The organism is Cohaesibacter haloalkalitolerans, assembly GCF_003574655.1.
Taxonomy (GTDB): Bacteria; Pseudomonadota; Alphaproteobacteria; order Rhizobiales; family Cohaesibacteraceae; genus Cohaesibacter; species Cohaesibacter haloalkalitolerans.
The window spans coordinates 167,042-192,500 of record NZ_QNUM01000006.1 but is presented as its reverse complement, the minus strand read 5'-3'; the positions used below and the strand labels follow the sequence as shown (position 1 = coordinate 192,500).

The 25,459-nt window shown below is 58.9% G+C and carries 25 protein-coding genes and 1 pseudogene; 19 read left to right on the top strand and 7 right to left on the bottom strand.

The window, feature by feature from the left end:
- Positions 1 to 24: 24 nt before the first annotated feature.
- The 8 genes from DSL70_RS16120 (at position 25) to DSL70_RS16085 (ending at position 9,909) form a co-directional block, all read left to right on the top strand.
- Positions 25 to 399, top strand: a complete 375-nt coding sequence (locus tag DSL70_RS16120) for an OadG family transporter subunit (protein ID WP_162916788.1) — start codon at positions 25 to 27, stop codon at positions 397 to 399.
- 5 nt (positions 400 to 404) lie between these two features.
- Positions 405 to 803, top strand: coding sequence for an acyl-CoA carboxylase biotin carboxyl carrier protein subunit (locus DSL70_RS16115; RefSeq protein WP_119308984.1), 399 nt, complete (start codon positions 405 to 407; stop codon positions 801 to 803).
- Between the two features lie 17 nt (positions 804 to 820).
- Entirely contained in the window at positions 821 to 1,978 is a 1,158-nt protein-coding gene (locus DSL70_RS16110) for a sodium ion-translocating decarboxylase subunit beta (protein ID WP_119308983.1), read from the top strand.
- Between the two features lie 243 nt (positions 1,979 to 2,221).
- Entirely contained in the window at positions 2,222 to 3,190 is a 969-nt protein-coding gene (locus DSL70_RS16105; RefSeq protein WP_119308982.1) for a sulfide/dihydroorotate dehydrogenase-like FAD/NAD-binding protein, read from the top strand.
- Positions 3,190 to 4,698: an NADPH-dependent glutamate synthase gene (gene gltA, locus DSL70_RS16100; RefSeq protein WP_119308981.1), complete on the top strand. Its 1,509-nt coding sequence runs from the start codon at positions 3,190 to 3,192 to the stop codon at positions 4,696 to 4,698. Before DSL70_RS16105 ends, gltA begins: the two co-directional genes overlap by 1 nt.
- A 32-nt stretch (positions 4,699 to 4,730) precedes the next feature.
- Complete coding sequence (locus DSL70_RS16095; protein ID WP_119309182.1) at positions 4,731 to 6,668, top strand: 2-oxoacid:acceptor oxidoreductase subunit alpha; 1,938 nt, start codon at positions 4,731 to 4,733, stop codon at positions 6,666 to 6,668.
- 1 nt (position 6,669) lies between these two features.
- Positions 6,670 to 7,662: a thiamine pyrophosphate-dependent enzyme gene (locus tag DSL70_RS16090; protein ID WP_119308980.1), complete on the top strand. Its 993-nt coding sequence runs from the start codon at positions 6,670 to 6,672 to the stop codon at positions 7,660 to 7,662.
- A gap of 6 nt (positions 7,663 to 7,668) precedes the next feature.
- Positions 7,669 to 9,909, top strand: coding sequence for a ferredoxin (locus DSL70_RS16085; protein WP_119308979.1), 2,241 nt, complete (start codon positions 7,669 to 7,671; stop codon positions 9,907 to 9,909).
- Positions 9,910 to 9,977: 68 nt separating this feature from the next.
- Here the strand turns inward: DSL70_RS16085 and DSL70_RS16080 are convergent, their stop codons facing one another.
- The 7 genes from DSL70_RS16080 to motA form a co-directional block, all read right to left on the bottom strand.
- A complete protein-coding gene (locus DSL70_RS16080) occupies positions 9,978 to 10,448 on the bottom strand; it encodes a hypothetical protein (protein ID WP_162916786.1) in 471 nt (156 codons plus the stop codon).
- A 29-nt stretch (positions 10,449 to 10,477) separates the two neighbouring features.
- Complete coding sequence (gene flhB / locus DSL70_RS16075) at positions 10,478 to 11,563, bottom strand: flagellar biosynthesis protein FlhB (protein WP_119308977.1); 1,086 nt, start codon at positions 11,561 to 11,563, stop codon at positions 10,478 to 10,480.
- A 53-nt stretch (positions 11,564 to 11,616) separates the two neighbouring features.
- Positions 11,617 to 12,666, bottom strand: coding sequence for a flagellar motor switch protein FliG (locus DSL70_RS16070; RefSeq protein WP_119308976.1), 1,050 nt, complete (start codon positions 12,664 to 12,666; stop codon positions 11,617 to 11,619).
- 31 nt (positions 12,667 to 12,697) lie between these two features.
- Positions 12,698 to 13,018, bottom strand: a complete 321-nt coding sequence (gene fliN / locus DSL70_RS16065) for a flagellar motor switch protein FliN (RefSeq protein ID WP_205563310.1) — start codon at positions 13,016 to 13,018, stop codon at positions 12,698 to 12,700.
- A 158-nt stretch (positions 13,019 to 13,176) separates the two neighbouring features.
- Complete coding sequence (locus DSL70_RS16060) at positions 13,177 to 13,692, bottom strand: hypothetical protein (protein WP_119308974.1); 516 nt, start codon at positions 13,690 to 13,692, stop codon at positions 13,177 to 13,179.
- Positions 13,673 to 14,602, bottom strand: a complete 930-nt coding sequence (locus DSL70_RS16055; RefSeq protein ID WP_119308973.1) for a FliM/FliN family flagellar motor switch protein — start codon at positions 14,600 to 14,602, stop codon at positions 13,673 to 13,675. The genes DSL70_RS16060 and DSL70_RS16055 overlap by 20 nt, the downstream gene beginning before the upstream one ends.
- Positions 14,603 to 14,605: 3 nt before the next feature.
- On the bottom strand, positions 14,606 to 15,514 hold the full coding sequence (gene motA, locus DSL70_RS16050) for a flagellar motor stator protein MotA (RefSeq protein WP_119308972.1): 909 nt from the start codon (positions 15,512 to 15,514) through the stop codon (positions 14,606 to 14,608).
- Positions 15,515 to 15,802: 288 nt separating this feature from the next.
- Here motA and DSL70_RS16045 point away from each other — a divergent pair, with 288 nt between their 5' ends.
- The 11 genes and pseudogenes from DSL70_RS16045 to DSL70_RS15995 all read left to right on the top strand — a co-directional run bounded on the left by DSL70_RS16045 (position 15,803) and on the right by DSL70_RS15995 (position 25,402).
- Positions 15,803 to 16,585 carry a DUF1217 domain-containing protein gene (locus DSL70_RS16045; RefSeq protein ID WP_119308971.1) on the top strand — a complete coding sequence of 261 codons (783 nt, stop codon included), beginning with the start codon at positions 15,803 to 15,805 and terminating at the stop codon, positions 16,583 to 16,585.
- The gene (flgF, locus tag DSL70_RS16040) at positions 16,585 to 17,310 is read left to right on the top strand and encodes a flagellar basal-body rod protein FlgF (RefSeq protein WP_119308970.1); all 726 of its coding nucleotides are present in this window, start codon (positions 16,585 to 16,587) and stop codon (positions 17,308 to 17,310) included. The genes DSL70_RS16045 and flgF overlap by 1 nt, the downstream gene beginning before the upstream one ends.
- Complete coding sequence (locus DSL70_RS16035; RefSeq protein ID WP_119308969.1) at positions 17,307 to 17,879, top strand: hypothetical protein; 573 nt, start codon at positions 17,307 to 17,309, stop codon at positions 17,877 to 17,879. Before flgF ends, DSL70_RS16035 begins: the two co-directional genes overlap by 4 nt.
- Positions 17,880 to 17,883: 4 nt before the next feature.
- Positions 17,884 to 19,314 (top strand): FliI/YscN family ATPase, encoded by a 1,431-nt coding sequence (locus DSL70_RS16030; RefSeq protein WP_119308968.1) that lies wholly within the window; start codon positions 17,884 to 17,886, stop codon positions 19,312 to 19,314.
- Between the two features lie 98 nt (positions 19,315 to 19,412).
- Positions 19,413 to 19,838: pseudogene (locus DSL70_RS22935) on the top strand (hypothetical protein); the annotation flags it as partial.
- Between the two features lie 70 nt (positions 19,839 to 19,908).
- The gene (locus tag DSL70_RS16020) at positions 19,909 to 20,343 is read left to right on the top strand and encodes a hypothetical protein (RefSeq protein ID WP_119308966.1); all 435 of its coding nucleotides are present in this window, start codon (positions 19,909 to 19,911) and stop codon (positions 20,341 to 20,343) included.
- Between the two features lie 6 nt (positions 20,344 to 20,349).
- Positions 20,350 to 20,805, top strand: a complete 456-nt coding sequence (locus DSL70_RS16015; protein WP_119308965.1) for a hypothetical protein — start codon at positions 20,350 to 20,352, stop codon at positions 20,803 to 20,805.
- Positions 20,806 to 20,943: 138 nt separating this feature from the next.
- A complete protein-coding gene (gene flhA / locus DSL70_RS16010; RefSeq protein WP_119308964.1) occupies positions 20,944 to 23,037 on the top strand; it encodes a flagellar biosynthesis protein FlhA in 2,094 nt (697 codons plus the stop codon).
- Positions 23,038 to 23,043: 6 nt separating this feature from the next.
- Positions 23,044 to 23,796 carry a flagellar biosynthetic protein FliR gene (locus tag DSL70_RS16005; protein ID WP_119308963.1) on the top strand — a complete coding sequence of 251 codons (753 nt, stop codon included), beginning with the start codon at positions 23,044 to 23,046 and terminating at the stop codon, positions 23,794 to 23,796.
- A gap of 13 nt (positions 23,797 to 23,809) precedes the next feature.
- On the top strand, positions 23,810 to 24,208 hold the full coding sequence (locus tag DSL70_RS16000; protein ID WP_119308962.1) for a hypothetical protein: 399 nt from the start codon (positions 23,810 to 23,812) through the stop codon (positions 24,206 to 24,208).
- Positions 24,209 to 24,484: 276 nt separating this feature from the next.
- Positions 24,485 to 25,402 carry a flagellin N-terminal helical domain-containing protein gene (locus tag DSL70_RS15995; protein WP_119308961.1) on the top strand — a complete coding sequence of 306 codons (918 nt, stop codon included), beginning with the start codon at positions 24,485 to 24,487 and terminating at the stop codon, positions 25,400 to 25,402.
- Positions 25,403 to 25,459: the final 57 nt, after the last annotated feature.

The following is a 25,459-nucleotide window of genomic DNA, read 5'->3' as shown; positions in this document are numbered from 1 at the left end:
ATGCTCGAAAACCTGGAAATCATTTTGACAGGCTTTTCTGTGGTGATGATCGCACTCGCACTCCTCTGGGGTGCCTGTGCAATCGTCGGGTATTTCTTCACCCGCACCCCGCAGGGAACGTCTGGCACAGGTTCATCGCATGCACCGAAGGTACCGCCGAGCGCGGCGGTAGCCTCTCGTGCGGGCGTACCTCCACATCATCTGGCTGCCATCGCCGCAGCCGTAGCCTACACACTCGGGCCGGGGTATATCGTGACGCGCGTCGCAGCACCCCCGCACAAAGTCAGCGAATGGCCGCTGGAAGGTCGCATCGCCGCCTTCTCGGCTCATAACACCCGCAACGGATGGGGCCCAATCGTTCCCACGAACAGCGGCCAAACCAATACTCTGAGAGGATAATAACAATGAAACGCTTGCGGATCACCGTACAGGGCATCACCTACGATGTGACGGTGGAAGACGAAGATTTGGATGCTGCCGCTGTTCCGGCTCCTGCTGCCAAACCAGCAGCTCCTGCTCCTGTTGCAGCTCCTGTAGCAGCTCCGGCCCCTGTCGCAGCTCCTGCTGCAGCTCCGGCTGCCCCTGCAGGTGACGGCGCCGTTCCCAGCCCGCTGGCAGGTACTGTCATGAGCGTGGAAGTGTCTGTCGGTCAGAAAGTTTCCGGCGGCGACACTCTTGTTGTTCTTGAAGCCATGAAGATGAACACCAACATCAGCGCTCCATCTGATGGTACTGTTACTGCTGTGAACGTGGCTCCCGGTGCTACCGTGACCGAGGGTCAGATTCTTGTAACCCTTTCATAAGGAGGGAGATCCTTCTCATGGAAGGCACTGCGACTACAGTAACACAGGTCTCAAAGATCGAGCAGATCTGGCATCTGACCGCCTTTGGCGACGTGACCTGGCAAATGCTGGTCATGTGGGCGATCATTGCGCTGCTCTTCTATCTTGCGATCTACAAGAAGTTCGAACCACTCCTGCTGATCCCGATCGCCTTCGGTGCCCTGATGGCCAACCTGCCGACGCAGGGTCTGGTCAACTTGCCCCATGGCGAAGAGGCTGGTGGTCTCTACTACTACATCTCCAAGGGCGTCGAGCTGGAAATCTTCCCGCCGCTCATCTTCATGGGCGTTGGTGCCCTGACCGACTTTGGTCCATTGATCGCCAACCCGCGCACGCTGCTCCTCGGGGCTGCTGCTCAGTTTGGTGTGTTCGCCACCTTCCTTGGTGCAACCCTGCTCGGCTTTGAAGCCCATCAGGCTGCCGCCATTGGCATCATCGGTGGTGCAGACGGCCCGACCTCGATCTTCCTTGCCAACAAGCTGGCCCCGGACCTTCTGGCTCCAATCGCCGTCGCTGCCTACAGCTACATGGCGCTTGTGCCGATGATCCAGCCACCAATCATGCGTGCCCTGACCTCGGAATCAGAACGCAAGATCAAGATGAAATCCCTGCGTAAAGTGAGCCGCCTTGAAAAGCTCATCTTTGCTGGCATGGTAACCATCCTTGTGATCCTGCTGGTTCCGGCAGCGTCCGCCCTGATTGGCATGCTGATGCTTGGCAACTTCCTGCGTGAAAGCCTTGAGACCGAACGTCTGACCAAGGCTGCACAGAACGAAGTGATCAACGTCGTAACGATCTTCCTTGGAACCTCGGTCGGCATCACTATGACGGCAGAACGCTTCCTGAACTTCGAAACCATCAAGATTCTGGCACTGGGCATCGTTGCATTCAGCATTGCTACCGGCTGCGGCATTCTGATGGCCAAGCTCATGAACCTGTTCTCGAAGAACAAGATCAACCCGCTTATCGGTTCTGCCGGCGTGTCCGCAGTGCCAATGGCCGCCCGCGTAAGTCAGGTGGAAGGTCAGAGAGCGGATCCGAGCAACTTCCTTCTCATGCATGCCATGGGTCCGAACGTTGCCGGTGTGATCGGTACGGCCGTTGTGGCCGGCTTCTTCCTGGCGTGGTTCTCCTGATCGCCAATCACCTGATCTTAAAACGACAAAAGGCGCGGACCTCCGGTTTGCGCCTTTTCCTTTGGGCGCCTTTTCACCAGTCCCTTAATTCCTTAGTCGTAGCTGGCGACTGATGCCAATCCTTTTGATTGGTGTCAATGTTTCCCCCCTTCATGAGCGTAGCGTCGAAGCTGTTGTCTTTGTTCAGCATATTGCCCTTGGTGCAATCAGCTTGACAAATTCTGCAACAAGGGGAGGGTTACAATGTCCGATCGCGGGCTCGCCAGCGGTCGCGGGGAGGATTTGTCTGTCGATATACGACAGAGCGGGTCCGGAAAGGGTGTCACGTCATCTTTTCCCATCCTGACGCGCACCGATTTTTCAAAATCAACATTCCTTGTCGAAATAGAGCACCCGGTCATGGCGAATGCCGCCAGACCCGGCCAGTTCGTCATCGTCATGCTGCATGAGCAGGGCGAGCGCATACCACTGACCATTGCCGATTTCGACCGGGACAAAGGCACCATCACGCTTGTCGTTCAGGCGGTGGGCAAGTCCACGCGGGAAATGCAGCTGCTCTGCAAGCCCGGACGGGACATCTTCGCCATGCTCGGGCCGCTGGGCATTCCAAGCGAGATCTCCAGCAAAACCAGGAAAGTGATCTGCGTGGGTGGCGGGCTCGGTATCGCACCGATCTATCCGCAGGCGCGGGCCTTCAAGGAGGCGGGTGCCCATGTGATCGGCATTCTGGGCTTCCGGTCGAGCAACCTGATGTTCTGGGAAGAGAAGTTCCGGGCGATCTGCGATGATTTCATTATCTGCACCGACGATGGCTCAGCGGGCATTCACGGCCTTGTCACCCAAGGCATTGAAGCGGCAATCAAAGCGAATCCGGACGTAGACGAAGTGGTCGCCATCGGGCCTCCGGTGATGATGCGGGCCTGTGCCGAGACAACCCGCCCCTACGGCATCAAGACCATGGTCAGCCTCAACCCGATCATGGTGGATGGTACCGGCATGTGCGGCGGCTGCCGGGTCAAGGTTGGCGATGAGATCAAGTTTGCCTGTGTCGACGGGCCGGACTTTGACGGCCACAAGGTCGACTTTGCCGATCTCTTTACCCGCCTGCAACGCTACCGCCCCGAAGAGGCAGAAGCCATGGAACGCTATTCGGAAAGCTGCCGCAGGCTGGCACTTGCACCGGATGCAGCACCCAGCGAGGGAGGCAAGTAATGGCTCGCAAGACAATTCGATCGATCCCGCAGCAACGGGCGATCATGCCGGTGCAGGATCCGGAGATCCGCGCCCGCAATTTTGATGAAGTGGCGTTGGGCTTTGATCTGGAGAATGCCCTTCTGGAATGCGACCGCTGCCTGATGTGCCCGCAACCGGCCTGCATCGAGGGATGCCCGGTGAAGATCGACATTCCCGGCTTCATTTCCAAGATGCTCGAGAAGGACTATCGCGGCGCCTATGAGCATCTGACCGACTCGACCCAGCTTCCGGCCGTTTGCGGCAGGGTCTGCCCACAGGAGGACCAATGCGAGGGGGTCTGCGCGGTTGGTGCGGGAACCGGCCTCGAACCGGTTGCCATCGGGCGCCTTGAACGCTTCCTCGGGGATATGGCCATCAGGGAGGGTTGGCAGAAGAAGGCACAGATCGCGCCAAACCGCTTCCGTGTCGCCATTGTGGGGTCTGGCCCGGCGGGGATGGCTTGTGCGGCGGATCTGGCGAAAGCCGGGTGCGCCGTTACCATTTATGAGGCCTTTCATGTGCCCGGTGGCGTGCTGCGTTATGGCATTCCGGAATTCCGTCTGCCCAAGAGCGTGGTGGATGCCGAGATTGCCAATCTCAAGGCGCTCGGCGTCGATATCCAGTGCAACACGCTGGTCGGTCGTCTATTCACCATCGAGCAGATGCTGGGCGAGATGGGCTATGACGCGATTTTCATTGGTGTTGGCGCCGGTACACCGCATTTCATGGACATCCCCGGAGAGAATCTCAACGGCGTTCTCTCGGCCAATGAGCTGCTCACGCGCTGCAACCTGATGCATGCAGGCGACTTCCCCAAATTCGACACACCACTCGGCCTTGGCAAGCGGGTTGCCGTGATCGGTTCGGGCAACACCGCCATGGACGCCATGCGCGTTTCCCTTCGCCTTGGTGCCGAACAGGTGCATTGCATCTACCGGCGCAGCGAAGTCGAGTGCCCGGCCCGCAAGGAAGAGCTGCATCACGCCCAGGAAGAAGGCATCGCGTTCCACTGGCTGACCAATCCGGTCGAGATCCTTGGTGATGCGGACCATAATGTCCGCGCCATCCGCTGCGTGCAGATGGAGCTGGGCGAACCGGACAGCTCGGGGCGGCGGCGCCCCGTGGTGGTGGAAGGCAGCGAGTTCGATTTCGAGGCCGACACGGTGGTCTATGCCATCGGCACCTCGCCGAACCCGATCCTTGGCCAGACCTCATCGATCGGCCTCAACAAGTGGGGCTATATCGACACTGATGAGGATCTGGCGACGTCCCTTGCCGGGGTCTATGCGGGCGGAGACATCGTGACCGGTGCGGCAACCGTGATCAAGGCAATGGGAGCGGGCCGCAAGGCTGCGGACAGCATCCGCCGCTATCTGGGCCTGAGGGACACCAATGTCATCTACGAGCCGGAGCAACCCGGTTTCGATAACAGCCTGTTCGGCATCGACCTCGCCGAGCATTGCTTTACCAGAATAAGACAAATCTAGCTGCCGGAGCCAAGACCATGACGGAATATGGCATGCAGACTTCCTCTCATGATGCCCCACCAAGCGAAAGCGGTGTGGCATCAAGGAAGCTTCCCGCACGTGGACCTGCGGAAGTCATTCAGGAACACATAGTAGAAATCGTCAGCGACTCGGGCGAAGGCGCACAAAGGTGCGGCCAAGCGCTCGCGTCCATCGCAGCCCGGTCCGGGCACGGGATCTGGACCGTGGAAATCATTCCCGCCGAAATCCAGCCCCCTCACCGCTCCGTGGCCGGAGCCAGCGGCAACCGGGTGCGCATGGCCGCGCACAAGGTTACCAACGTCGGCGACCAGGCCGACCTGGTCATCGCCTTCAACGAGCAGGTTCTCCTCAGCCGCCTTCAGGCCAAAGAAATCAAGCCCGGTGCCGTGATCCTGATCGAAGACATGTGGAAGCATGACAAGGATCCCGCGATCGCCGAAAACTATGCCCGGGTGACAGCAGATGTCAGGGCGCAGGGCTACCGGCTGTTTGAAATTCCGATGGAGACGGAATGCCACAAATATGTGCCTGACGCCCGCAAGGGCAAGAACATGTTCGTGCTCGGCATCCTGTGCACGATCTACAGTCTCGACAAGGCGCTGGCCGAAGCACAGGTCCGGCTGACCTTTGCCAAGAAGGACCAGAAGATCGTCGATGCCAACCTCGAGCTGCTGGCCGCCGGTCGGGCATGGGCAGAGGACAATCTCGCCGTCCGCTACATGATCCCGGCAGCCCCTGTGGTCAAGCCGCAGATCGTGACCAACGGCAACGCCGCGCTGGCGCTGGGCGTTGTGGCCTCCGGCATGGAGGTCTGCGCGATGTATCCGATCACGCCGGCCACCTCGGCGTCGCACTATCTGTCGACCATCTTCGAGAAGGTCGGCTGCGTCGTGCATCAGGCAGAGGACGAGATCTCGGCGGCAACCTTTGCCATCGGAGCCTCCTATGCAGGCAAATGCGCCGTGACCATCACCTCCGGTCCCGGCCTGTCGCTCAAGCAGGAAGCCATCGGCCTTGCCGTGATGACAGAGATCCCGCTGGTGGTGATCGATGTGCAACGTGGCGGCCCGTCCACCGGTCTGCCGACCAAGGTCGAGCAGGGCGACATGATGTCGGCGATGTTCGGCAGCCATGGCGACGCCCCCAAGATCGTCATGGCGGTGGATTCCATCGAGGACTGCTTCTATTCGGTGATCACCGCACGCAAGATAGCCGAAACCTTCAACATGGTGGTTGTCATCCTGTCCGACGCTGCCCTGTCGACGGCTCAGCAGCCATTTGACCGGCCGCAGTTCAATGCCGACTGGCTGGCACCTCCGGTCAACCAGAGTGCCGTGCCCGCGGACGCCCACCCCTATGACTGGGACGAGCGCACCGGCATCGCCACCCGGTTCATTCCGGGTCAGCCAAACGGCATGCACTGTCTCACCGGCCTTGCCCATGACCGGGACAGCCACGTCGCCTATGATCCGCAGATCAACGAGGAAGGGCTTTTGAACCGCAGCCGCAAACTGGCCGCCTTCCAGAAGACCTTGCGGCTGGCGCCTGTCTATGGCGATGAGGAGGGCGATCTTCTGCTCATCGGCTGGGGCAGCACCCGCGGCGCCATCGAGGAAGCCGTCAAGACCATGCGCGCGCAGGGTCACAAGGTGTCTTCGCTGCACCTCAAATATCTCCAGCCCATGGCCTCCGGCATCGACGCAGTGATGAAGCGCTTCGGCAAGGTGATGACCATCGAGAACAACTGGAACGACCCCAAGAGTGATCCCCTGATCAACGATGCCAACCGGCGCTATTCCCATCTGGCGATGCTGCTGCGGTCACGCTGGCTGGTCGATATCGACTGCTGGGGCAACGCCCGTGGCCAGCCGCTGAAGCCGGGAGAGATCATCCGGGCGGCCCTGGCCAAACTGAACGAAGACAAACAGCAAGCGGCGGGAGGGCTATGAGATGACTGCTTCCATGAGCCAATGTCTGATGCAGATGGTGCACACGGACTATCAGATTTCAGACTATCAGAGCGCCATCACCCCACGCTGGTGCACGGGCTGCGGCGACAACGCCATTCTGACCGCCATGCAGCGGCTCTGCCGCGACGAACAGCTGCCACCGGAAAAGACCGTTTGTGTCTCGGGCATCGGCTGCGCCTCGCGTCTGCCCCACTATATGAACGCCTATGGCTTCCATGGCATTCACGGGCGCGCCCTGCCGATTGCCGAAGGCATCAAGATCCGGCGGCCCGACCTGCATGTTTTCGTGACAACCGGCGACGGCGACTGCTGCTCCATCGGGGCGGCCCACTGGTTGCATGCCGTGCGTTACAACATGAACATGACGATGCTGCTGCATGACAACAATGTCTATGGCCTCACCAAGAAACAGGCCTCGCCGACATCCCCCAAGGGGCTGAAGAGCAACACCACCCCCTTCGGGGCAACCCTCAATCCGCTCAACCCGCTGAGCGTCACGCTGGGTATTGCCAACGTGTCCTTTGTGGCACAAGTGCCCGACTGGATCCCGGAACTGCTCTATGATGTGCTGTCCAAGGCCTATCATCACAAGGGCTTTTCCTTCATCCGCATCCTGCAACGTTGCCCGAACTTCATGAACCATCATTTCGATGCAGCCGTGCAGGATCCGCTGAGGATCCGGATGCTCACCCATTCGAACGGATTGCGGCTGAAGCCGGAACTGTCCCGCATCTACAAGAATCAGGAGACCCACGACCCGCTTGATCTGCACCGGGCGCAGGCTCTTGCCGTGCTGGATGAGGAGATCCCGGTCGGTGTGCTCTATTCCAACCCGGATGTGCCCTGTTATGACGAATTGCGCAAAGGCAAGCGTCCCAACACGCCGCAACTGGTGGAAACCGTCCTGAATGAAGAATTCGACAAGGTTGGCATCTGGCCCGAAGGCCAGCAGGCCGCCTCAAACGGGGAGTGACCGATCATGCAGGTGGCTCAAATCATAACGGACCCTCAGGTCCCGGGCTCTGATGCTTCCGCCGGAGCGGCAGCATTGACAGCCCTCCGTCCGGCACTCTTTGCCCGCTACATGGCGCTCGACACTTTGCGCTATGACTATCCGCTGGTTCTGGTCGAGGGTGAGGAGGTTCAAAAGCCGCTCATCCCTCTCAGCCAGATCGTCGATGAAGCCTTGCGCCTCGTCGCACCGCTCGGCCCCGACGGAGAGGAGCTGCGCCAGCAGGTTCTGCGCCTTGAACAGCGCATGCGTGACAAGGTCGCCAAAGGGACAGAGGAAAAGCTCTCCGAACTCTGGCGGATCAGCTCGGCCGAACTGGTGGCTGAAAGCGGCCAGTCGACCTTTGGCCCTCTCGATGAAACACTCGAACGGGCATGGGGTGCCATCACCGTCGATGGCCGGGTCATCGGCTGCTCAGAGGCAACACCTCGCAAGGTGCTGGCCCATGTCTGGCAGGCGATGCATCACATGCGGGCCCGCAAGTTCCGCTACAAGGTCGACCGGCTGGTGCTCAAGCTCAACGACATCCTGAAATCGGACCACATCAAGTCCGACGAGGCGCACAGCCCGGGGGCTCTGGCCCAGTCGATGGGCCTTGATGGCGACAAATCCATCGATTTCAGCGCCTTGTCGAACATCCTGCATCGGGTGCGTCCGGAAGACCGGCTGCCAGCCGATCGGGTGGCACGCATCCGGCATGTGCTGCAGGTGCTGCAGACCCAGGCTTTCTTCGGGCCGGGCCGGGCAACCTTCAGCTATCCGGACAAGGCGGTCTGCTACAGCTATGTGTTCCAGAGCTGCACGGAGGCGCTCGATGCCTATCGGGATCGCCTGCCAAGCGTCATCGAATTCACCAAGGCGCTGGCAATTGCCGAAATGGAGGTTGAGAACAAATATGTTCCCGAGCTGCATGATGCTATCTTCGAGAGCTTCGATGAAAGCGACCTCACCGAGGAACAGATGGCCTTCCTGCCACCGGCTGTCGTTTTCTTGCGGGACGGCGTGACCGAATCCGTCGAGCTGGCCCGTGCCTATGAGGCGCTTGCCTGCGGGTTGCCGATCAAGGTGATGATCCAGGTTGACGACATTCTCGGCCCGACCTCGCCCGAGCCTCCCCGCAATTCCTTCGGGGCGGGCAATGCGCGCCTTGCCAGCATGGCCATGGGCATCAACAATGCCTTTGTCGTGCAATGCTCCAGTGCCCACATGGTCCGGATGCAGGGAGACCTCGTTGCTGCCATGCAATATGGCGGACCGGCGATGTTCAGCATCTATTCGGGCGCCACGAAAACCGTGGCCGGGGTGCCTGCCTATATTCTGGCGGCTGCCGCGACCGAATGCCGGATGTTCCCCAATTTCAGCTATGACCCTTCAGCGGGCAACGATCTGGCGAGCCGGTTCGACCTGTCCGCCAACCCGCAGCTTGAGCGGGACTGGCCGGAACACACATTGCTGTTCGAGGATACCTCGGGGCGGCGCCAGCAGGAAACCGTGCGTTTCACCCTTGGCGACTTTGCCCTGGCCGATGCCCGCTATCACCGCTTCTGCCAGACGGTCGAGGCCGGGAGCTGGAGCGGTGACATGGTACCGTTCGATGAACAGCTGAAAGCGTCGAGTTCGGCAACGGACATCAAACGCGCCTTCGTGCTTGGCATCGACCGTCAGAACCAGATGATGCGGGTCGTGGTTGATGACAAGATCACGGTCGCGGCACGGCGTTGCAATGATGCCTGGACCCAGCTGCAGGAGCTGGCAGGCATCAACAACTCCCATGTTCTGGCCAAACTGGCCGAGGAACGGCGCAAGCGGGAAGCCCTGGTTGTCGAACTCTCGACAGAGAGCAGCCTGACACAATCCCCAGACGAGGCGAAGACGGAACCGGCTCCGGGTGCCCCTGTGCCAAAGACCGAGGCGAAGGCCGTGGAGGAAGAGAGCGATAGCGCCGTTGCGGAAGTGCTCGATGACATGCCGTGGATCGAGACATCGCGCTGCACAACCTGCAACGAGTGTCGCCAGATCAACGACCGTCTGTTCGGCTACAATGAAAACATGCAGGCCTTTATCGCCGATCCGGATGCGGGCACCTATCGCCAACTGGTGGATGCGGCCGAGGGCTGTCAGGTCAGCATCATTCATCCGGGCAAGCCACGCAACCCGAATGAACCGGACCTTGAAGACCTGATGGAACGGGCAAAACCGTTTCTCTAGAAAGCGAACCGTGATCCGCCGGATACTAAGGGGTCCGGCGGGGCCCCCTCACCCGGCGATTGCGACCACTATTCGAGCAACCCGTTGGCTACCCAGCGGGCTTCCGGCTGTTTGAGGCGGGCATCGGACAACACCCGCACAAAGCGCTCGATGTCGCCGTTGCTATCGTTAGTGCCGTCTTCATAGCTGATGTCTTCCAGCACGATCTCCGTCTCTTCGCCCCAGAACAGAAGCCTGAAGCGGGCATTGAGATCGAGATGGCGGAACTGCATCCCCAACAGGACCTTCGGCGGGCCGGACCATTCCAGTTCGGCCTCGGCCGTGCCCCGGTAGAACAGGGTGTTTTCCTTCAGGAACAACTCGCAGGACGACGCGACCAGATCCTGAATGTTGGCATGGGAATCTGTGAAAATGTAGGAAACGAGATGCCCTGCATCGACAAGCCTCAGCTCATTGATGATATCCCTGATTGCCCATAGCATGGCGTGTTTATAAACATCTCTACGACCTGCGGTCGCAAGAGGGTCTCGACTGATCATGGTCGATTTCCGGGAAGCGTTGTTCATTCCTAGCCCGAAGCTGTTTTGTAATTCGAGCCATCGGCAGAATACACATAGTATAGAATTTCTGCAACAACCCGGAAAAACTGTGGTGGTATAGGCAGATCAACTTCACTCTCGGCAAACAGAGCCCGCGCCAGAGGCACGTTCTCGATGACCGGAATGCCGTTTTCTTCTGCAATTTGACGTATTTTCAGCGCGATGAGATCCTGCCCCTTGGCAACGACCACGGGCGCCTTGTCTACGCTGTGTTCATAGCGCAAGGCAACGGAAAAGTGTGTCGGGTTGGCGATCACGACCGTTGCCTGGGGAACAGATGCAATCATGCGGTTGCGGGCTCGGTCGCGCGCCAGAGAGCGCATCCGGCCCTTGACCATGGGATCGCCCTCGGACTGCTTGATTTCATCCTTAACTTCCTTCGGGCTCATGCGAATGTCGCGGCGCCATTTGCCCCTGACCCAGAGCACGTCGAGCAGAACCAGCGAAACCGTTGCAACACAGATGCCGGACACCAGCCGGATCGTGAGGCTGAGGAGCTCCTCAGGCAGCAGGGTTGGATCTGTAAACATGCTATTCACCAGAACCTGTCGTTGACTTGAAATGATGATGCCGAGCACAACGCCAAGCATGATGAGTTTTGCGAGAGCCTTGAGAAACTCGACCCAGCCCTGAACCCCGAACATGCGCGAGAGCCCCTTGCCGGGCGAGAGTTTCGATAAATCGGGACGCAGCCGGTCAAAGGCAATCTGTGGCGGATGCTGAACCCATGTCGCAGCGAGCCCGAAGACAAGCAGGATGCAAACCGGAGCGACCAGAAACTTGGCCACCACGATGCCGACGGCTGATCCGAGCTGGGCAAATTGCGCTTCGTTTTCAAGTCGGATGTCTCCTGTTCCATCAAGTATCCATGACAAGGCCGCCGAAAGTGAGGCCACCTGGGTTTTCACTGCAAACGCCAGAATGATCAGCAGACCCAGAAAGGTCGCGAAGGCGTTCACCTCCTTGGACAGGGGAAGGTTGCCCTTCTCTATCGTGTCCCTGATCTTTTTTTCTGTCGGCTCTTCTGTCTTGCTGTCTTTGTCTTCGTCTGACATCGTGACCTACATCGTCCGGCGCCGGAAGTCCGACGGGCGCTCAGGCAAGAAGCCTATTGCAGGAAGGCTCCACCTTCCTGTTTCGGGTTGAGATCGATCTCTCCGCGTCCGGCCATCTCGAGCGCCAGATCGGTGATCTCGCGCCGTGCGGCGAAGACATCCCGTTCGGCAGCCGGCTGGCCGCTGGACAGCTCGTGCTCGATGATCCTGCGGGTTCGGCTGGCAAGGGTCGAAAGAATGGACTGGCGCAGCCCCTGATCGGTTCCCTTGAGGGCCATGACAATCTGTTCGGTGTTGATCTGGTCGAAAATGGCCATGCGCGCCCGTGGCGTGAGATTGATGATGTCGTCGAAGGTGAACAACAGACCCTTGAGGGCTTCGGCCGCCTTCGGCTGACGCTCTTCGAGAGAATTGAGAGCGGCCTCCATCTGGTCACGTTCCATCTTGTTGAGGATGTCGGCCATGCGCGAGAAGGTATCCGCCTGCATGTTGCCCGAGAAGTTGAGCAGGAAGTCCTCATGCAGCACTTTCTCGATGTCTCTGGCCGCCTCGGGCACGATCGGCTTGATGGTCAGCATGCGCCGCATCAGCTGGTTGCGCATTTCCGGCGGCAGCTGGTTCATGACCTTGGCGGCAGCCGTTGGCTTGCTGCGCGACAGAATGAAGGCCGCCGTCTGGGGGTGTTCCTTCTTGAGATAGTTGGCAATGGCCGTCTCGGAGATGTTGGCGATCCTGTCCCAGATGGACCAGTTCGATGACCCGGCCACATCGGCGATGATGTCGGACACCTCGTCTTCCGGCAGCACGCCGGTCAGCAGCTTCTGCACCTCGTTGACAGATCCGTAAAGGCTTGCCCCTTCGCCGAACTGCTTGACGAATTCATCGATGATGGATTCCATCTCCCGGGCATTGATGCTGCCCAGCTGGGCCGCGATGCGGGTGATCAGCCGGATCTCGTCACTGTCGAAGTGGGAGAGCACGCGGGCAGCGTTGGTCTGCCCCATTCCCAGAATCAAGGCAGCAACCTTTTCAACGCCTCTGAACTTTCTCAGTTGGGGCTCGGGAGGCTGAATTTCGTTTGCTACAGCAGGCAGGGCCGCCATGACACACCTCTACTTGATTGACTTTACTTGCTTAATTGAAGGCTTCGGGCTTGGAGACATTGCCGGTTCCGACAATCTCCGTCAGGGAAACGCCGAAGCGGGAGTTGTCATCCTCGACGACGACCACCTCGCCGCGGGCTACCACCCGCCCGTTTACAACGACCTCGACCGGCTCGCCGACCCGGTGGTCGAGCGGGATCACCGCACCACGGCCAAGCTTGAGCAAGTTGGAGACCAGCATCGAGGCCGAGCCGAGAACCACCTGGATCTCCACCGGAATGCCGAGGATATTGTCGAGGTTGCGGTCGGTATCGATGGTGGCACCAATGGTCGGGCCATCGCTGTTGGTCATCGAGAAGTCGGCCAGCGCAGGCCCTTCCTTCTTGGCAGCAGCCGACGGAGGGGCTGCCGGTTCGTCAAATTCGATTTTCTGGAACTCGATATCATCGGGATTCATGGGTCTGTTCCTCTAGTGTGTCTGACTGGTCCGGTTGACGGGGGTCACCGGCTTCATGATTTCAGGTTGACGCGGCGCAGCATGGAAGGCAGCTGGTCCTCGATGCGATAGAAGGGCGGGCGTTCAGCCGAGGCCCCGGCCGCACTGGCACCCTGGCCGGTTGAGGCTTCCTTCCTCACCGCCTCGTTGGCCGCTTCGCTGATCTTTTTCAGAATGCCGATCTGGTTGTTGCATTCCTTGCCGATCGCTTCCTGAAAGGCGACCATTTCCAGACGCAATTCCTTCTGCTGGCCACGCACTTCGCGGGTCATCTTGTCAATGTCGGTGACAATGTCGCGCGCTTCGTCGATTCGCCGGCCCAGAGCATTGAGAACCTGCTGTCCGCGCACGTTGATCTCGTCAATCGACACCTCGATCCCCTCAAGGGCCTGATTGGTCTGTTCCATGACGCGGCGGAACTCAAAGTGATTGTCGCGCAGCTTCTGCAGGCGATTGTTCATTTTCATCACCCAGACCGAGGTAACGATCAGGGCAATCATCAAAATGCCGTCAGCGAGATAAGATATCATCTAGGATGTCCTCTTTCTGGTGGATCTGCTCTTCGACCTGAAGACAATAGGAGCCCTCGGACTGGCCCATTGAACAACTGAAGAGAGGTTGCCTGTTACATTGCAGCGAAACTTTGGAACGCGGGGTGGCCTGCAGCTGGATGACATCACCGATTTTGAGATCCGCAAGCCTGTCAAGCGTGATGGTCTGCTCCTCAAGCACGGCATCAAGCTTGATCTGGGTGCGCTGGATTTCCGCCTGGAACTGCTGGGTCCATGCCTTGTCGCGGTTGTTGCCTTCGCCGCTGACGACCTGAGCCAGATTCTGGCGCAACGGGGTCAGGGCGGAGTGGGGCACGACGACAAACATTTCGCCGCCCCGGCCGATGGCCTGCAACAGCAGACGACCGACGACAGCCGAATTGTTGCGGCGACCGATCACGGCGAAGTCCATGCGGGTTTCGATGCGCTCGAATTTCAACGTGATGTTGGAAATCGACTTCAGGGCATCTTCCAGCGCCTTGATGGCATCCATGAACAGGGATCGGGCGACGCGCGTCTCGATATTCGAGAAAGGCCGCTCGTCATCAATCGGCGGCTCGGTGCCATCCGCCCCGAACAGAACCTCCATCATCGAGAAGATGAAGTCCCGGTCAAAGCCGATCAGCAGGCGAGTGTCCCATTCCGGCGTATAGACGACCGCAGCCAGTGCATTGGCCTCATTTTCGTCCAGGATGTCGCCGATGCGATCGTTGCCGATATAGCTTACGGAAACAAAAACCGGAGACGCCGCCCGCTGACGCATTGTGTCTGCAAATACCCGTGCCATTCGATCGAAGATGATCGGGAGCATTGGCAGACGTTCAATCGAGTTTCCTGCTGCATCCAGCAGCCGATCGGTGATCGGTGAAAGGTGATGTGCCTGTGCCATGGATTATGCCGCTCCCTTTTGCGGAAGCTCATGGATGGTGCCTTCGCCAGCGCTGATCGAGCCAACATTCATCGTCTGGCTTTCCACTTCGTCGATGCTCGGACGATCGATTTCGGAAATCGTCTTGCGCCCGTGTTCGAGAGCAATCTGCGGGGCGGCACCGTTCATGAAGGCCAGAAGGGTCTGCTTGACGATGACATAGAGGCGGCCCTTCTTCTCGCGGACCGACTTGACCTTGTTGGCCAGCGGACCGACTACGGCATAGGAGCAGAAGATACCGGCAAAGGTTCCCACCAGTGCGGCCCCGATCAGCCCGCCGAGAATGGCCGGGCTCTGGTCAATGGCGCCCATGGCCTTGACCACCCCAAGCACGGCGGCAACGATGCCGATGGCCGGCAGGCTTTCAGCCTGAAGGGACAGTGCCAGATAGGGCTTCATCTGCTCGCGCATCCGCGTCATCAGCTCTTCGTCCATCAGGCTTTCGATTTCGTGCGGCCGGGCGTTGGAAACGATCAGGATGCGGAAATAGTCGCAGATGAAGTCACGCAGGGCCGGATTGTCCGAGACCGACTTGTATTGCTGGAAGATCGTCGAGTCCTGCGGGTTCTCGATATGCGGCTCGATTTCGTTGCGACCCTTGGAGCGGAACTCCCGCATAATGGTGTAGAGCAGCCCCAGAACGTCGAGATATTCCTTTCGTCTCGGCGTCGCATTGGTGATTGCCTCCAGAATGGCGCGTCCGGTATCGAAAACCACCTTCAGCGGGTTGGCAATGACGAATGTCCCGAAGGCGATCCCGAATACGATTACAAATTCCCAGGGCTGCAGCAGAACAGCAACATGCCCTCCCATTGCGGCAAAGCCACCAAGCAAAGATGCCAGCGCTATGGCAAGTCCTAAAAATACACTCAAGATCGGCTCTCCAGATTTAGTCTTCTCGTTGAAACCAATCTAGATTTTCTGTCTTGCGCGAACCTGACCTTGTGCAAGCCCCGGCGGAAAAGAAGGCTGCTGGCAGGATTTCCCGCCCCCGGATCCCTTGCAAAAGCCCGGGTTCTGCCCCGCTACGCCCTGACAGGATTCTATAATTCTAAAGACAAAGCATTCCGTGACGCAAAGAAACCGCTTGCCAGCTCGGGACGTCAGCCTCGGGCAAGGCGCGGGCGGCATGATCGGCGTATCTGAAACGGAGTTGCAGCCATGACCGATACATATCTGCGCGTCAGCATGCTGAATAGAGACTACAGCAAAACCATCGAGACGCTCAGTCAGGACGCCCAGGTAAGCCGGGCGACCGACAATTATCTTGAGAAGATACGGGATATCAAATCCATCGACGATTTTCTCGATGACTATGAAATCTACAGTTACGCCATGAAAGCCATGGGCCTTGAAGACATGATCTATGCCAAGGCCTACATGCGCAAGGTGCTCGAAGAGGGCATATCCAACAGCGACTCCTTTGCCAACAAGCTAACGGACACCCGCTTCAAGGAATTCGCCACGGTCTTCAATTTTGCCTCTCACGGCGAGGCCACCACCTCGTTCGAGAAGGCACAGCAGGGCGTCGTCGACAAATATCTGGAGCAGACGCTGGAGATCCGCGAAGGGGAAGAGAATACCGGCGTTCAACTGGCGCTCTATTTCCAGAAGAAGGCCTCCACCATCACCTCATCCATGGAACTGCTCGGCGACAAGGCTCTGGCGGAAGTGGCCCGCACCATCAGCGGCATCCCGTCGGAAGCCGCCGGGGCCGACATCGACTGGCTGTCGGAGGCCATTTCCAGCAAGATCGATATCGACCAGTTGTCCGATCCGGACTATGTCCAGGAACTCGTCCAGCGCTTCTCGGTTCTTTATGATCTGGAGAATGGCACCACGATGGCCAGTGTTCCCAATGTTCTCATTTCCAGCAGCTCGGTCATCGGAATGGATGAGGATCTGCTTCTTTCGCTGCAGGGTCTGCAGCTCGGGGGTATCTGATGCCGACATCGAACTATGTCTCCCTGTCCTCGCAGATTGCCCTTGATAACCGGATGCAGTCGGTCGCCCGCAACGTTGCCAACATCAACACGGCGGGATATCGCGGCGAAGCGGTGAGCTTCTCCGAAATCCTTGCCAATGCGGGCAGCGATTCCGTCAGTTTTGTCTCCATGGGACAAACCCATATCTCGCGCGAGAAGGGGGCGATCAGCCAATCGGGCAATCCGCTTGATCTGGCGATCGAGGGTGATGCCTGGTTTTCCTTCCAGCGTGGTGGCGAGGTAGCCTATACCCGCGATGGCCGCATGCAGATGGACAGCACGGGCCGCCTGACCACAGTCAATGGCGAACCGATCCTGTCGGCCAGCGGCTCGACAATTCAGGTTGATCCGCAAGGGGGCTCTCTGGTCATTCAGGCTGATGGCGAGATCGCCCAGAATGGCCACACGGTCGACCGCATCGGCCTGTTCGAAATCAGCCCGGACGACAAGCTCAAACGCTATGGCGGCTCGGCCGTCGTCCCGGAAGGGGTGGCGTTTCCATTACAGGATCCATCCAAGGCACGTGTTCTGCAAGGCTTCGTGGAAGGCTCCAACGTCAACCCGATGACAGAAATGACCCGTCTCATCATGATCAGTCGCGCCTTTGAAAGTGCCCAGAAAGTGATGGAAACCTCCGAGGACGCCCAGCGCGGCGCCATTCGAGACCTTGGAGAAACCTCATGACGGTTCCGGATCTATCAAGCGCGGCTCTGGATGCCATCCAGCCACGGGATCTGTCGACCCGGTCGCTGCATCAGAACGGTGCCTCCGAGGTTGCCTTTCCCCGTCCGGCGCAAGGCTTCGGCATGCGCCAGTCGGAGACGGTCGGGCTCCTCAACGGTTCGTTTTCGCTCGAAACCATTCCAGTGATCGGGGATTTCTTCTCGGTCATCTCCTCACTGTTTTCGTCCTTCGACAGCTCGGCAACAGACGCTGTGTCCGGCCATGGCAATCAGGCGATGTCGCAAGCATCCCTTGCCAAAACCGATAGGGCAGCTCTTCCGCCTGTGTCAGGCCGCAGCGATGCGCCGCTCGATCTGTCGGCCTATATCCGCGCCCTTGATGAAATGGCAACCGGCGTGGTCGATCTGACCGGCAAGGACAGCGACCAGATGGCCGCGATTGAAAGCAGCGACAAGACGGTTCTGCCGCAGATTACAGGACTGGCGCAGCATCCGGCCAACAAGATTCCGCTGGACGCTCTGGCCCAGATGCAAGCGCGTTATATCGCGATGACGTCCAAAGAGGACTGACAAGGTGTCAACAACGACTTCGCCCGAGGGCAGACCAACAAGCCGCCGTCGCGAAACCGCGAATAAACTGGATCGCCTGCAGGGCGTTGTGCGCCTGCTGCAGGAAGAGCACCAGACTGTCAGGATCTGTGGTGCCGTCACCCAGATCACCCCGGCCTATTTCGGCATCAGCGGACTCGACAAGCACGTGCATATCGGCGACTGCGTCGAACTCGACGTCATGCGCCCGGCAGGCAGAGGGCCGGCACGGGCCGAGATCATCCGCATTGATCAGGGCAAGGTGTTTGCCAAGCCCTACAGCCGCCACCTCGATGTCGGCATTGGCACCCGCGTTTTCCGCATGGGTCCGATCCAGTTCTGCCCCGACAACAGCTGGAAGGGTCGGGTGATCGACGCGCTTGGCCGCCCGATTGACGGCAAGGGCATGCTGGTGCCGGGCAACAGGAGCGTGCATCTGGAAAATGACCCGCCGTCGGCGATGGAGCGCGGTCTTGTCAACACTCCGGTGCGCACAGGCGTGCGGGCCATCGACCTGTTCACGCCGCTCTGTGTCGGCCAGAGGATCGGCGTCTTCGCCGGCTCCGGCGTCGGCAAGTCCACTCTGTTGGCGATGCTGGCCAAGGCGCTGGCCTTTGACATCGTCATTGTTGCGCTTGTCGGCGAACGTGGCCGAGAGGTGCGCGAATTCATTTCCGACACCCTCGGCGATGCGCTGGAGCGTTCGATTGTCGTGGTCGCAACCGGCGACGAAAGCGCCATGATGCGGCGACAGGCGCCCAAGACGGCAATGGCACTGGCCGAATATTTTCGCGACCAAGGCCGCTCGGTGCTGATGATCATGGATTCGGCAACCCGCTTTGCTCTGGCGTCCCGGGATGTGGCCATGGCCTCTGGTGAACCGGCCGTAGCGCGCGGCTTTGCCCCGAGTGTCTTTTCCGATCTCCCGCATCTGCTGGAACGGGCTGGCCCTGGCCCTGCCATCGAAGAGTCCGACAAGCCCTGTGGTGCCATCACCGGCGTTTTCGCCGTGCTGGTCGATGGGGACGATCACAATGATCCGGTCTCGGATTCCATTCGCGGCATTCTGGACGGCCACATTGTTCTGGACCGCTCGATTGCCGATCAGGGCCGCTATCCGGCAATCAACCTGCTGTCCTCGGTTTCGCGTATGGCCAACAAGGCCTGGGCTCCCAACGAGACCAAGCTGATCATGAAACTCAAGGGCATGATCGCCCGCTATGAGGAGACCCGCGATCTTCGGCTGCTGGGAGGCTACGCCAAGGGAAGCGACGCCGAGCTTGATCATGCCATGGAGCTGGTGCCGCGCATCTATGATGCATTGTGCCAGCAGCCGGGCGAGAAGATTGATGTCAAGACCGATCCATTCCGCGCCTTGTCAGAGGCTCTGATGGCGCAGGACACGAGGAAAGGTTGAAACAGCCCTCCGCCGAACAGATGGCAAGCTTCGAGCAAGCCATGAGAACTACTGTTTCAGATGTCTTTTTAGATCGAGACTGATCCGAGGATACCGAAATGGCTATTTCAATCCCTTCCGATCTGGTGATGGACGTTGTCAATGCGGCCGATCCGGTCGAACGTCAGATGGCAGCCCAAAAACTTGGCACAGCCCCCTTGCAACGCCTGCATTATGCCAGTGCAGCGACAGGGGATGGCGGCAACAGCGCAACCGATGCTGCGAGCTTTGAAAAACAGTATGCCAGCCTTGCCGAACCGGCGGTTCTGTCCGATGCCAGCATATCCCGTTATGCCAAAGGCATCGCCAGAACCACGAATCCGGTGAGCGAGAAATTCGTCGCCCTGATGCTGCACGAAATGCTGGAAACCATGCTGCCCAGAGATACCGAGGGCATCTATGGCGAAGGGCTTTCCGGCGACATGTGGCGTTCGATGCTGTCCGAACAGCTCGGCAACCAGATGGCCAAGAGCGACATGCTCGATCTTGCCTCCTATCTCGGCCTGCCCGATCAGGCCTGAGCTTTCCTGCAACTGAATGAAAACAGAGACTGACATGCAAACATCTCTTCAAAAGCGCGATGCACAAACGGTTGATCTTTCGCTGGCGCCGGGTGGCGACAATGGGGGGACCGGTCGGTTAGCCCCCATCGAGGACACCATTCTGGAAACCGTGCAACGCGCCATTCGCGTGGTGGCAAAGGAAACCCATGCCCTGCGCGAGGAACGCCACGTCAACCTGCGCTCCTACAGCGACGAGAAGTCCCGTGTGCTGCTTGATCTGAGCCGGTTGACCGACGCAGTCGATATCAAGACGCTGTCCACTTCGGTGACCAACGAACTGACCGTTCTCAAGCGCCTGCTGGCAGAGAACAGGGAGATCCTCGGCCGCCATCTCGATGCGGTTCGCGAGATCACCGAGCTGTTGTCCAAGGCCATGTTGGCAGCCGAGTCCGATGGCACCTACGCTGCCCAGATGCAGGAAAGATAAGACGCCATGCGCTATGCCCTGCTCGCTCTGTGGATCGGTGCCGTCTCGACCCTGTCGGCCTACCTGTCCGGACACTGGATGAACAACAAGAGCTTTACCGAACTGTCCGCCTCGCCGATGCAGGAAGGCATGGACTTCGAGAAGACCCGCGCCATCAGCGTGCCGATGATCACGGATGGCAAGGTGCGCGGCTACGTGGTGGCGCAGTTTGTCTACACGATCGATTCCACCACCCTGAAGGAACTGGCCATTCCGCCCAATCCGTTCGTCGTGGATGAGGCCTTCCGCGCCATCTTCACGGACAAGACGATCGATTTCGAAGACCTCAAGCATTATGACATCGATGCCCTGACCACTCTGATCAAGGACAATGTCAACGCACGCATGCAGGCGCAGCTGGTCCATGACATTCTGGTCGAGGAATTCAGCTTCTTCCCCGAATCCGCCATCAACAAGATCTGACCGACCGGGCACGACCGGCAGTCACCTGATCAGGACAGGAGCTCTCCACCCATTGCTCCTTTCCCCTTTTCACAACAAGCCCGGCGCAAGCTTGCCTTGGCATTTTGTGAAGGCACATAACGAACTACGGAGAGCGACATGTCAGACATCCAGGTCGTCGCAGCAGTCGGGTTGAACCCGGAGAAAAAAGGCAGAGACGTCGGCTTTGCGTTCGGTATCGTCATCATCCTGACGATCCTCTTCCTGCCCATCCCGCCCTTTCTCATCGACGTGGGGCTTTCCCTGTCGATCGCCCTGTCGATCCTGATCCTGATGGTTGCCCTGTGGATCCAGAAACCGCTGGAATTCTCGTCCTTCCCGACGATCCTGCTGATCGCCACCATGCTGCGCCTGTCGCTCAATATTGCAACAACGCGCATGATCCTGTCGCAGGGTCACAAGGGGCTTGATGCGGCGGGCAACATCATCAACGGCTTTTCCCAGTTCGTCATGAGTGGCGACTTCGTGATCGGTCTCATCGTTTTCACGATCCTCGTCATCGTCAATTTCCTGGTGATCACCAAAGGCGCCACCCGTATCGCCGAGGTGGGCGCCCGCTTCACCCTCGATGCCATTCCCGGCAAGCAGATGGCCATCGACGCCGACCTCAATGCCGGCCTGATCGACGACAAGGCAGCGCAGGCCCGCCGCTCCGAGCTGGAAGAAGAAAGCTCCTTCTTCGGTGCGATGGACGGTGCCTCGAAATTCGTCCGTGGCGATGCGATCGCCGGTCTCATCATCACTGCGGTCAACATTTTCGGCGGCATCGTCATCGGTGCAACCCGTCACGGCATGACCCTTGGCGAAGCCTCCGACGTCTTCACCAAACTGTCGGTGGGCGATGGTCTGGTTTCCCAGATCCCGGCGCTGATCGTTTCCCTTGCCGCCGGTCTGCTGGTCTCCAAGGGCGGCACCCGCGGCTCGGCGGACAAGGCGGTCATGGGGCAGTTGGGCAAATATCCCCGCGCCCTGTTCGTTGCCGCCAGCCTTTTGGTCATTCTGGCCATCATGCCCGGCCTGCCGGTGCTGCCGTTTGCCATTCTTGCCGGCATCATGGCCTTTACCGGTTATTCCATTCCGAAGCGCCTTGCCGAAGAGGAAGCCAACAAGGCCCGCACCGCAATGGTGGCAGCCCGCAAGAAAGAGGATCAGGAGCGCCTGAATGCCAAACCGAACCTCAAGACGCCCGAAATCGAGCTTTGCATCGGCAAGCAGCTGACTGCGCAGATCCTCACCTCGCGGGACGATCTGGCAAACCGGGTGGCCAAGATGCGCCGCAAATTTGCCGAGGACTATGGCTTCGTCGTACCCGACATCCATCTCACAGACAGTCTGGCGCTGCCGCCCAAGAGCTATCAGATCAAGATCCACGGCACGGTCATTGCCAGCCACGAGCTGCGCGTTGGCGAGCTACTGGTGCTGGCTGGCCCCGAAAAGACCGGTGGACTGCCTGGTGAGCCGACCCGCGAACCCGCCTTCGGCATGCCCGGCATCTGGGTTCCGAGCACCTATCAGAGCGAGGTGGATCGCATCGGCCTCAGCTCCGTTGACAGCACCACCATCGTTCTGACGCACCTCAGCGAAGTGATCCGCAACAACCTGCCGCAGCTGTTGTCCTACAAGGACATGCGTCACCTGATCAACCGCCTCGATCCTGAATACAAGAAGCTCATTGATGACATCTGTCCGGCCCACATATCCTTCTCCGGCCTGCAAGCCGTGTTGAAGCTGCTACTGGCCGAGCGGGTTTCCATCCGCAACCTGCATCTCATTCTGGAGGCCATCGCGGAAATCGCGCCGCATGTGCGCCGGTCCGAGGAAGTGGTGGAACATGTTCGCGTCCGGATGGGTCAGCAGATTTGTGGCGATCTGGCCAAGGGTGGCAAGCTCGCCGTCATTCGCCTTGGCAACCGCTGGGATCTGGCCTTCCACGAAGCCCTCAAGCGCGATGCCAAGGGTGACATCATCGAGATCGATCTGGCTCCGCAACTGGTCGAGCAGTTCGGCCAGCAACTGACCAAGGTTGTGCACGACCAGTCGGCCAACCAGCAAAGCTATGCCCTGCTGACAACGCCGGAAGCCCGCAGTTATGTCCGCATGATCGTTGAGCGGCTGTTCCCGACCCTACCCGTGCTCTCCCATCTGGAAGTGACCCGCGGCGTCGACCTCATCACCATCGGCAGCGTGTCCTGATCCGCCATGGCCTGGTTGCAACCGACAACACTGCTTGCCGTCTTCCTGATCCATTGCCGCATCGGCAGTTGCCTGATGGTGATGCCCGGGTTCGGCAGTGCCCGTATCCCCATGCGGATCCGGCTTTATGTATCGCTCGCCATCTCGCTGGCGCTCTCGCCGCTGTTGCTGGCGAGCGTACTGCCGAGCTTGCCTGACACAAGGCTCGACCGCATCCTGTTGATGATCGTCACGGAGGTGCTGACTGGCATCACGATCGGCTTTATCGGACGGATTTTCATGGCCGCGCTTGAAACCTTCGGCAGCTATGCCGCCAACTTCATGAGCCTTGCGGCCATGGGTGGCGCACCGCTGGAGGCAGACGAGCCCCTGCCACCGATGGTCAACATGATCATGATGGCGGCTATCGTCATGATGTTCATCTCCGGGGTCCACTGGCAGATGCTGTCCGGACTGGTGTCGTCCTTCAGCATTATCCCTCCGGGCCTGACGTTCGATGCGCAAGGATCGCTGATCCAATTTGTCGATACCCTTTCGGAGGCCTTTGTTGTCGCCCTGCGCGTGGCAAGCCCGTTCGTCATCTATTCCGTCCTTGCCAACCTCTCGCTCGGCCTTTTGAACAAGTTCACCCCCCAGATCCCGGTGTATTTTGTCTCCGTGCCGTTCGTGATCATGGGGGGACTGTTGCTGACCATGTTCATCGTCAGCGAAATGCTGGGCATTTTCATCGATGCCCTCTCGTTAGCCCTTACTCGATGAAGCAGAGAAGACCATGTCAAAAAAAACCGAAAGACTTCGCAGACTTCTGCACGCCCAGGAACAGCTCCACAAAAGCACGATGCAGGCCGTCGAGCAGACCGTTCAGCAGAAGAAGCAGCTGCGCGCCCGGGAAGCCTCTTTGGTCAAACTGATGGCTGAAGGCGACCCGGTGCTGGTCAACGCGCTGATGGCCTCCCACGCCAAGCAGCTCAAGAAGGTGGCGCGTGAACGGGCCGAGCTGGATCAGGCGCTGGAAACCTTGCAACAGCAATTGCGCAAACACGGCACGACGATGGAATCCGTCAAACGGTTTCTTTCAATGGTCGAGGCCAAGGAACGCAAGGAGCAGGAAAAGCAGGACAATCTGGATATTCTTGAAATGGTTGCCAACAAGACCGGCGACGGCTTGTGAAAACCAAGACAAAGCCGAAAGCAGGAAAAGGCCCCGTTTTGCGGGGCTTTTTTTCGTTTTGTCCCCCACACACGCCCGCTGTCGATATGCACAGGCAGAAAAATCCAGCCTGACCAGACTGGTCAGCCCCGGACAAGGTTGACCCTCTAGGGTGGAAAGCACGACAGGTTGAGCATAACTGGAAAACAAATGCTCAAAGGCATGAAGCCGCCCTGTTGTCCCGGATAAAAGCCCGGAATGTCCCCAACAACTTCAATCCTTGAAAGGGACACTATCATGTCTAACAGTATTCTTACCAATACCTCTGCAATGACCGCTTTGCAGACCCTGAATGCAACCAACAAATCCCTGGACGCTACTCAGGAACGCATTTCTACTGGTTTGCGTGTTTCCGGTGCAGAAGACAACGCTGCTTACTGGTCCATCGCTACAACCATGCGGTCAGACAATGGTGCATTGTCTGCTGTGCAGGACGCTCTTGGTCTTGGTGCCGCTACGGTTGACACCATGTACACGGCCATGAACTCGACCGTTGATGTGATGAAGGAGATCAAGAACAAGCTGGTTGCCGCCAAGGAACCAGGCCTTGATCGTGCCAAAATCCAGTCGGATATCACTGAGCTGCAGAACCAGCTGAAGTCCATTTCGGATTCTGCTGTGTTCAACTCTGAAAACTGGCTCAGCAGTGACCCGGCCACCACACCAACCAAAAGTATCGTCAGTTCGTTCAGCCGTGACAGCTCTGGTGCCGTCCAGATTGAAACCATCGACGTCGACCTTGCTGGGATCCAGCTCTTCGACACCGCTGGTGCCAATACCGGTATCCTCGATAGCAACATCACGATCGGTGCCAACGTATCCGGTGCAAATGTTTCCGACTTTGACATTTCCGCCGTTACTGACGCTGACCTGTCCGGTCTTGACTCCTTGATCGGGGACGTCGACGCCGCCCTGAGCAGCATCACCGATGCAGCAACCAATCTGGGTTCCATCAAGACCCGTATTGATTTGCAGAACGATTTCATCTCTGCCCTCACCGACGCAATTGACCGCGGTATCGGGCAGCTGGTGGATGCAGACATGAACGAAGAATCCACTCGCCTGAAAGCACTTCAGGTTCAGCAGCAGCTGGGTATCCAGGCTCTGTCGATTGCCAACTCCGGCTCTCAGAGCATTCTGTCGCTGTTCCAGTAAGCTAATCAGCAAGTGGGCTCTTGATGATTTGACAGCGGTAAAAGGCGCATCCCAACG

Excerpts from the sequence above, each read along its gene's own strand:
- DSL70_RS16005 (WP_119308963.1), top strand. The coding sequence starts at position 23,044 with ATGGCCTGGTTGCAACCGACAACACTGCTTGCCGTCTTCCTGATCCAT.
- flgF (WP_119308970.1), top strand. The coding sequence starts at position 16,585 with ATGCCGACATCGAACTATGTCTCCCTGTCCTCGCAGATTGCCCTTGAT.
- DSL70_RS16090 (WP_119308980.1), top strand. The coding sequence starts at position 6,670 with ATGACTGCTTCCATGAGCCAATGTCTGATGCAGATGGTGCACACGGAC.
- flhB (WP_119308977.1), bottom strand. The coding sequence starts at position 11,563 with ATGTCAGACGAAGACAAAGACAGCAAGACAGAAGAGCCGACAGAAAAA.
- DSL70_RS16045 (WP_119308971.1), top strand. The coding sequence starts at position 15,803 with ATGACCGATACATATCTGCGCGTCAGCATGCTGAATAGAGACTACAGC.
- fliN (WP_205563310.1), bottom strand. The coding sequence starts at position 13,018 with ATGACCAACAGCGATGGCCCGACCATTGGTGCCACCATCGATACCGAC.
- DSL70_RS16000 (WP_119308962.1), top strand. The coding sequence starts at position 23,810 with ATGTCAAAAAAAACCGAAAGACTTCGCAGACTTCTGCACGCCCAGGAA.
- DSL70_RS16115 (WP_119308984.1), top strand. The coding sequence starts at position 405 with ATGAAACGCTTGCGGATCACCGTACAGGGCATCACCTACGATGTGACG.
- DSL70_RS16080 (WP_162916786.1), bottom strand. The coding sequence starts at position 10,448 with ATGATCAGTCGAGACCCTCTTGCGACCGCAGGTCGTAGAGATGTTTAT.
- DSL70_RS16085 (WP_119308979.1), top strand. The coding sequence starts at position 7,669 with ATGCAGGTGGCTCAAATCATAACGGACCCTCAGGTCCCGGGCTCTGAT.
- DSL70_RS16015 (WP_119308965.1), top strand. The coding sequence starts at position 20,350 with ATGCGCTATGCCCTGCTCGCTCTGTGGATCGGTGCCGTCTCGACCCTG.
- DSL70_RS16105 (WP_119308982.1), top strand. The coding sequence starts at position 2,222 with ATGTCCGATCGCGGGCTCGCCAGCGGTCGCGGGGAGGATTTGTCTGTC.
- flhA (WP_119308964.1), top strand. The coding sequence starts at position 20,944 with ATGTCAGACATCCAGGTCGTCGCAGCAGTCGGGTTGAACCCGGAGAAA.
- DSL70_RS16020 (WP_119308966.1), top strand. The coding sequence starts at position 19,909 with ATGCAAACATCTCTTCAAAAGCGCGATGCACAAACGGTTGATCTTTCG.
- gltA (WP_119308981.1), top strand. The coding sequence starts at position 3,190 with ATGGCTCGCAAGACAATTCGATCGATCCCGCAGCAACGGGCGATCATG.
- DSL70_RS16060 (WP_119308974.1), bottom strand. The coding sequence starts at position 13,692 with ATGATATCTTATCTCGCTGACGGCATTTTGATGATTGCCCTGATCGTT.
- DSL70_RS15995 (WP_119308961.1), top strand. The coding sequence starts at position 24,485 with ATGTCTAACAGTATTCTTACCAATACCTCTGCAATGACCGCTTTGCAG.
- DSL70_RS16070 (WP_119308976.1), bottom strand. The coding sequence starts at position 12,666 with ATGGCGGCCCTGCCTGCTGTAGCAAACGAAATTCAGCCTCCCGAGCCC.
- DSL70_RS16055 (WP_119308973.1), bottom strand. The coding sequence starts at position 14,602 with ATGGCACAGGCACATCACCTTTCACCGATCACCGATCGGCTGCTGGAT.
- DSL70_RS16035 (WP_119308969.1), top strand. The coding sequence starts at position 17,307 with ATGACGGTTCCGGATCTATCAAGCGCGGCTCTGGATGCCATCCAGCCA.
- DSL70_RS16095 (WP_119309182.1), top strand. The coding sequence starts at position 4,731 with ATGCAGACTTCCTCTCATGATGCCCCACCAAGCGAAAGCGGTGTGGCA.
- DSL70_RS16110 (WP_119308983.1), top strand. The coding sequence starts at position 821 with ATGGAAGGCACTGCGACTACAGTAACACAGGTCTCAAAGATCGAGCAG.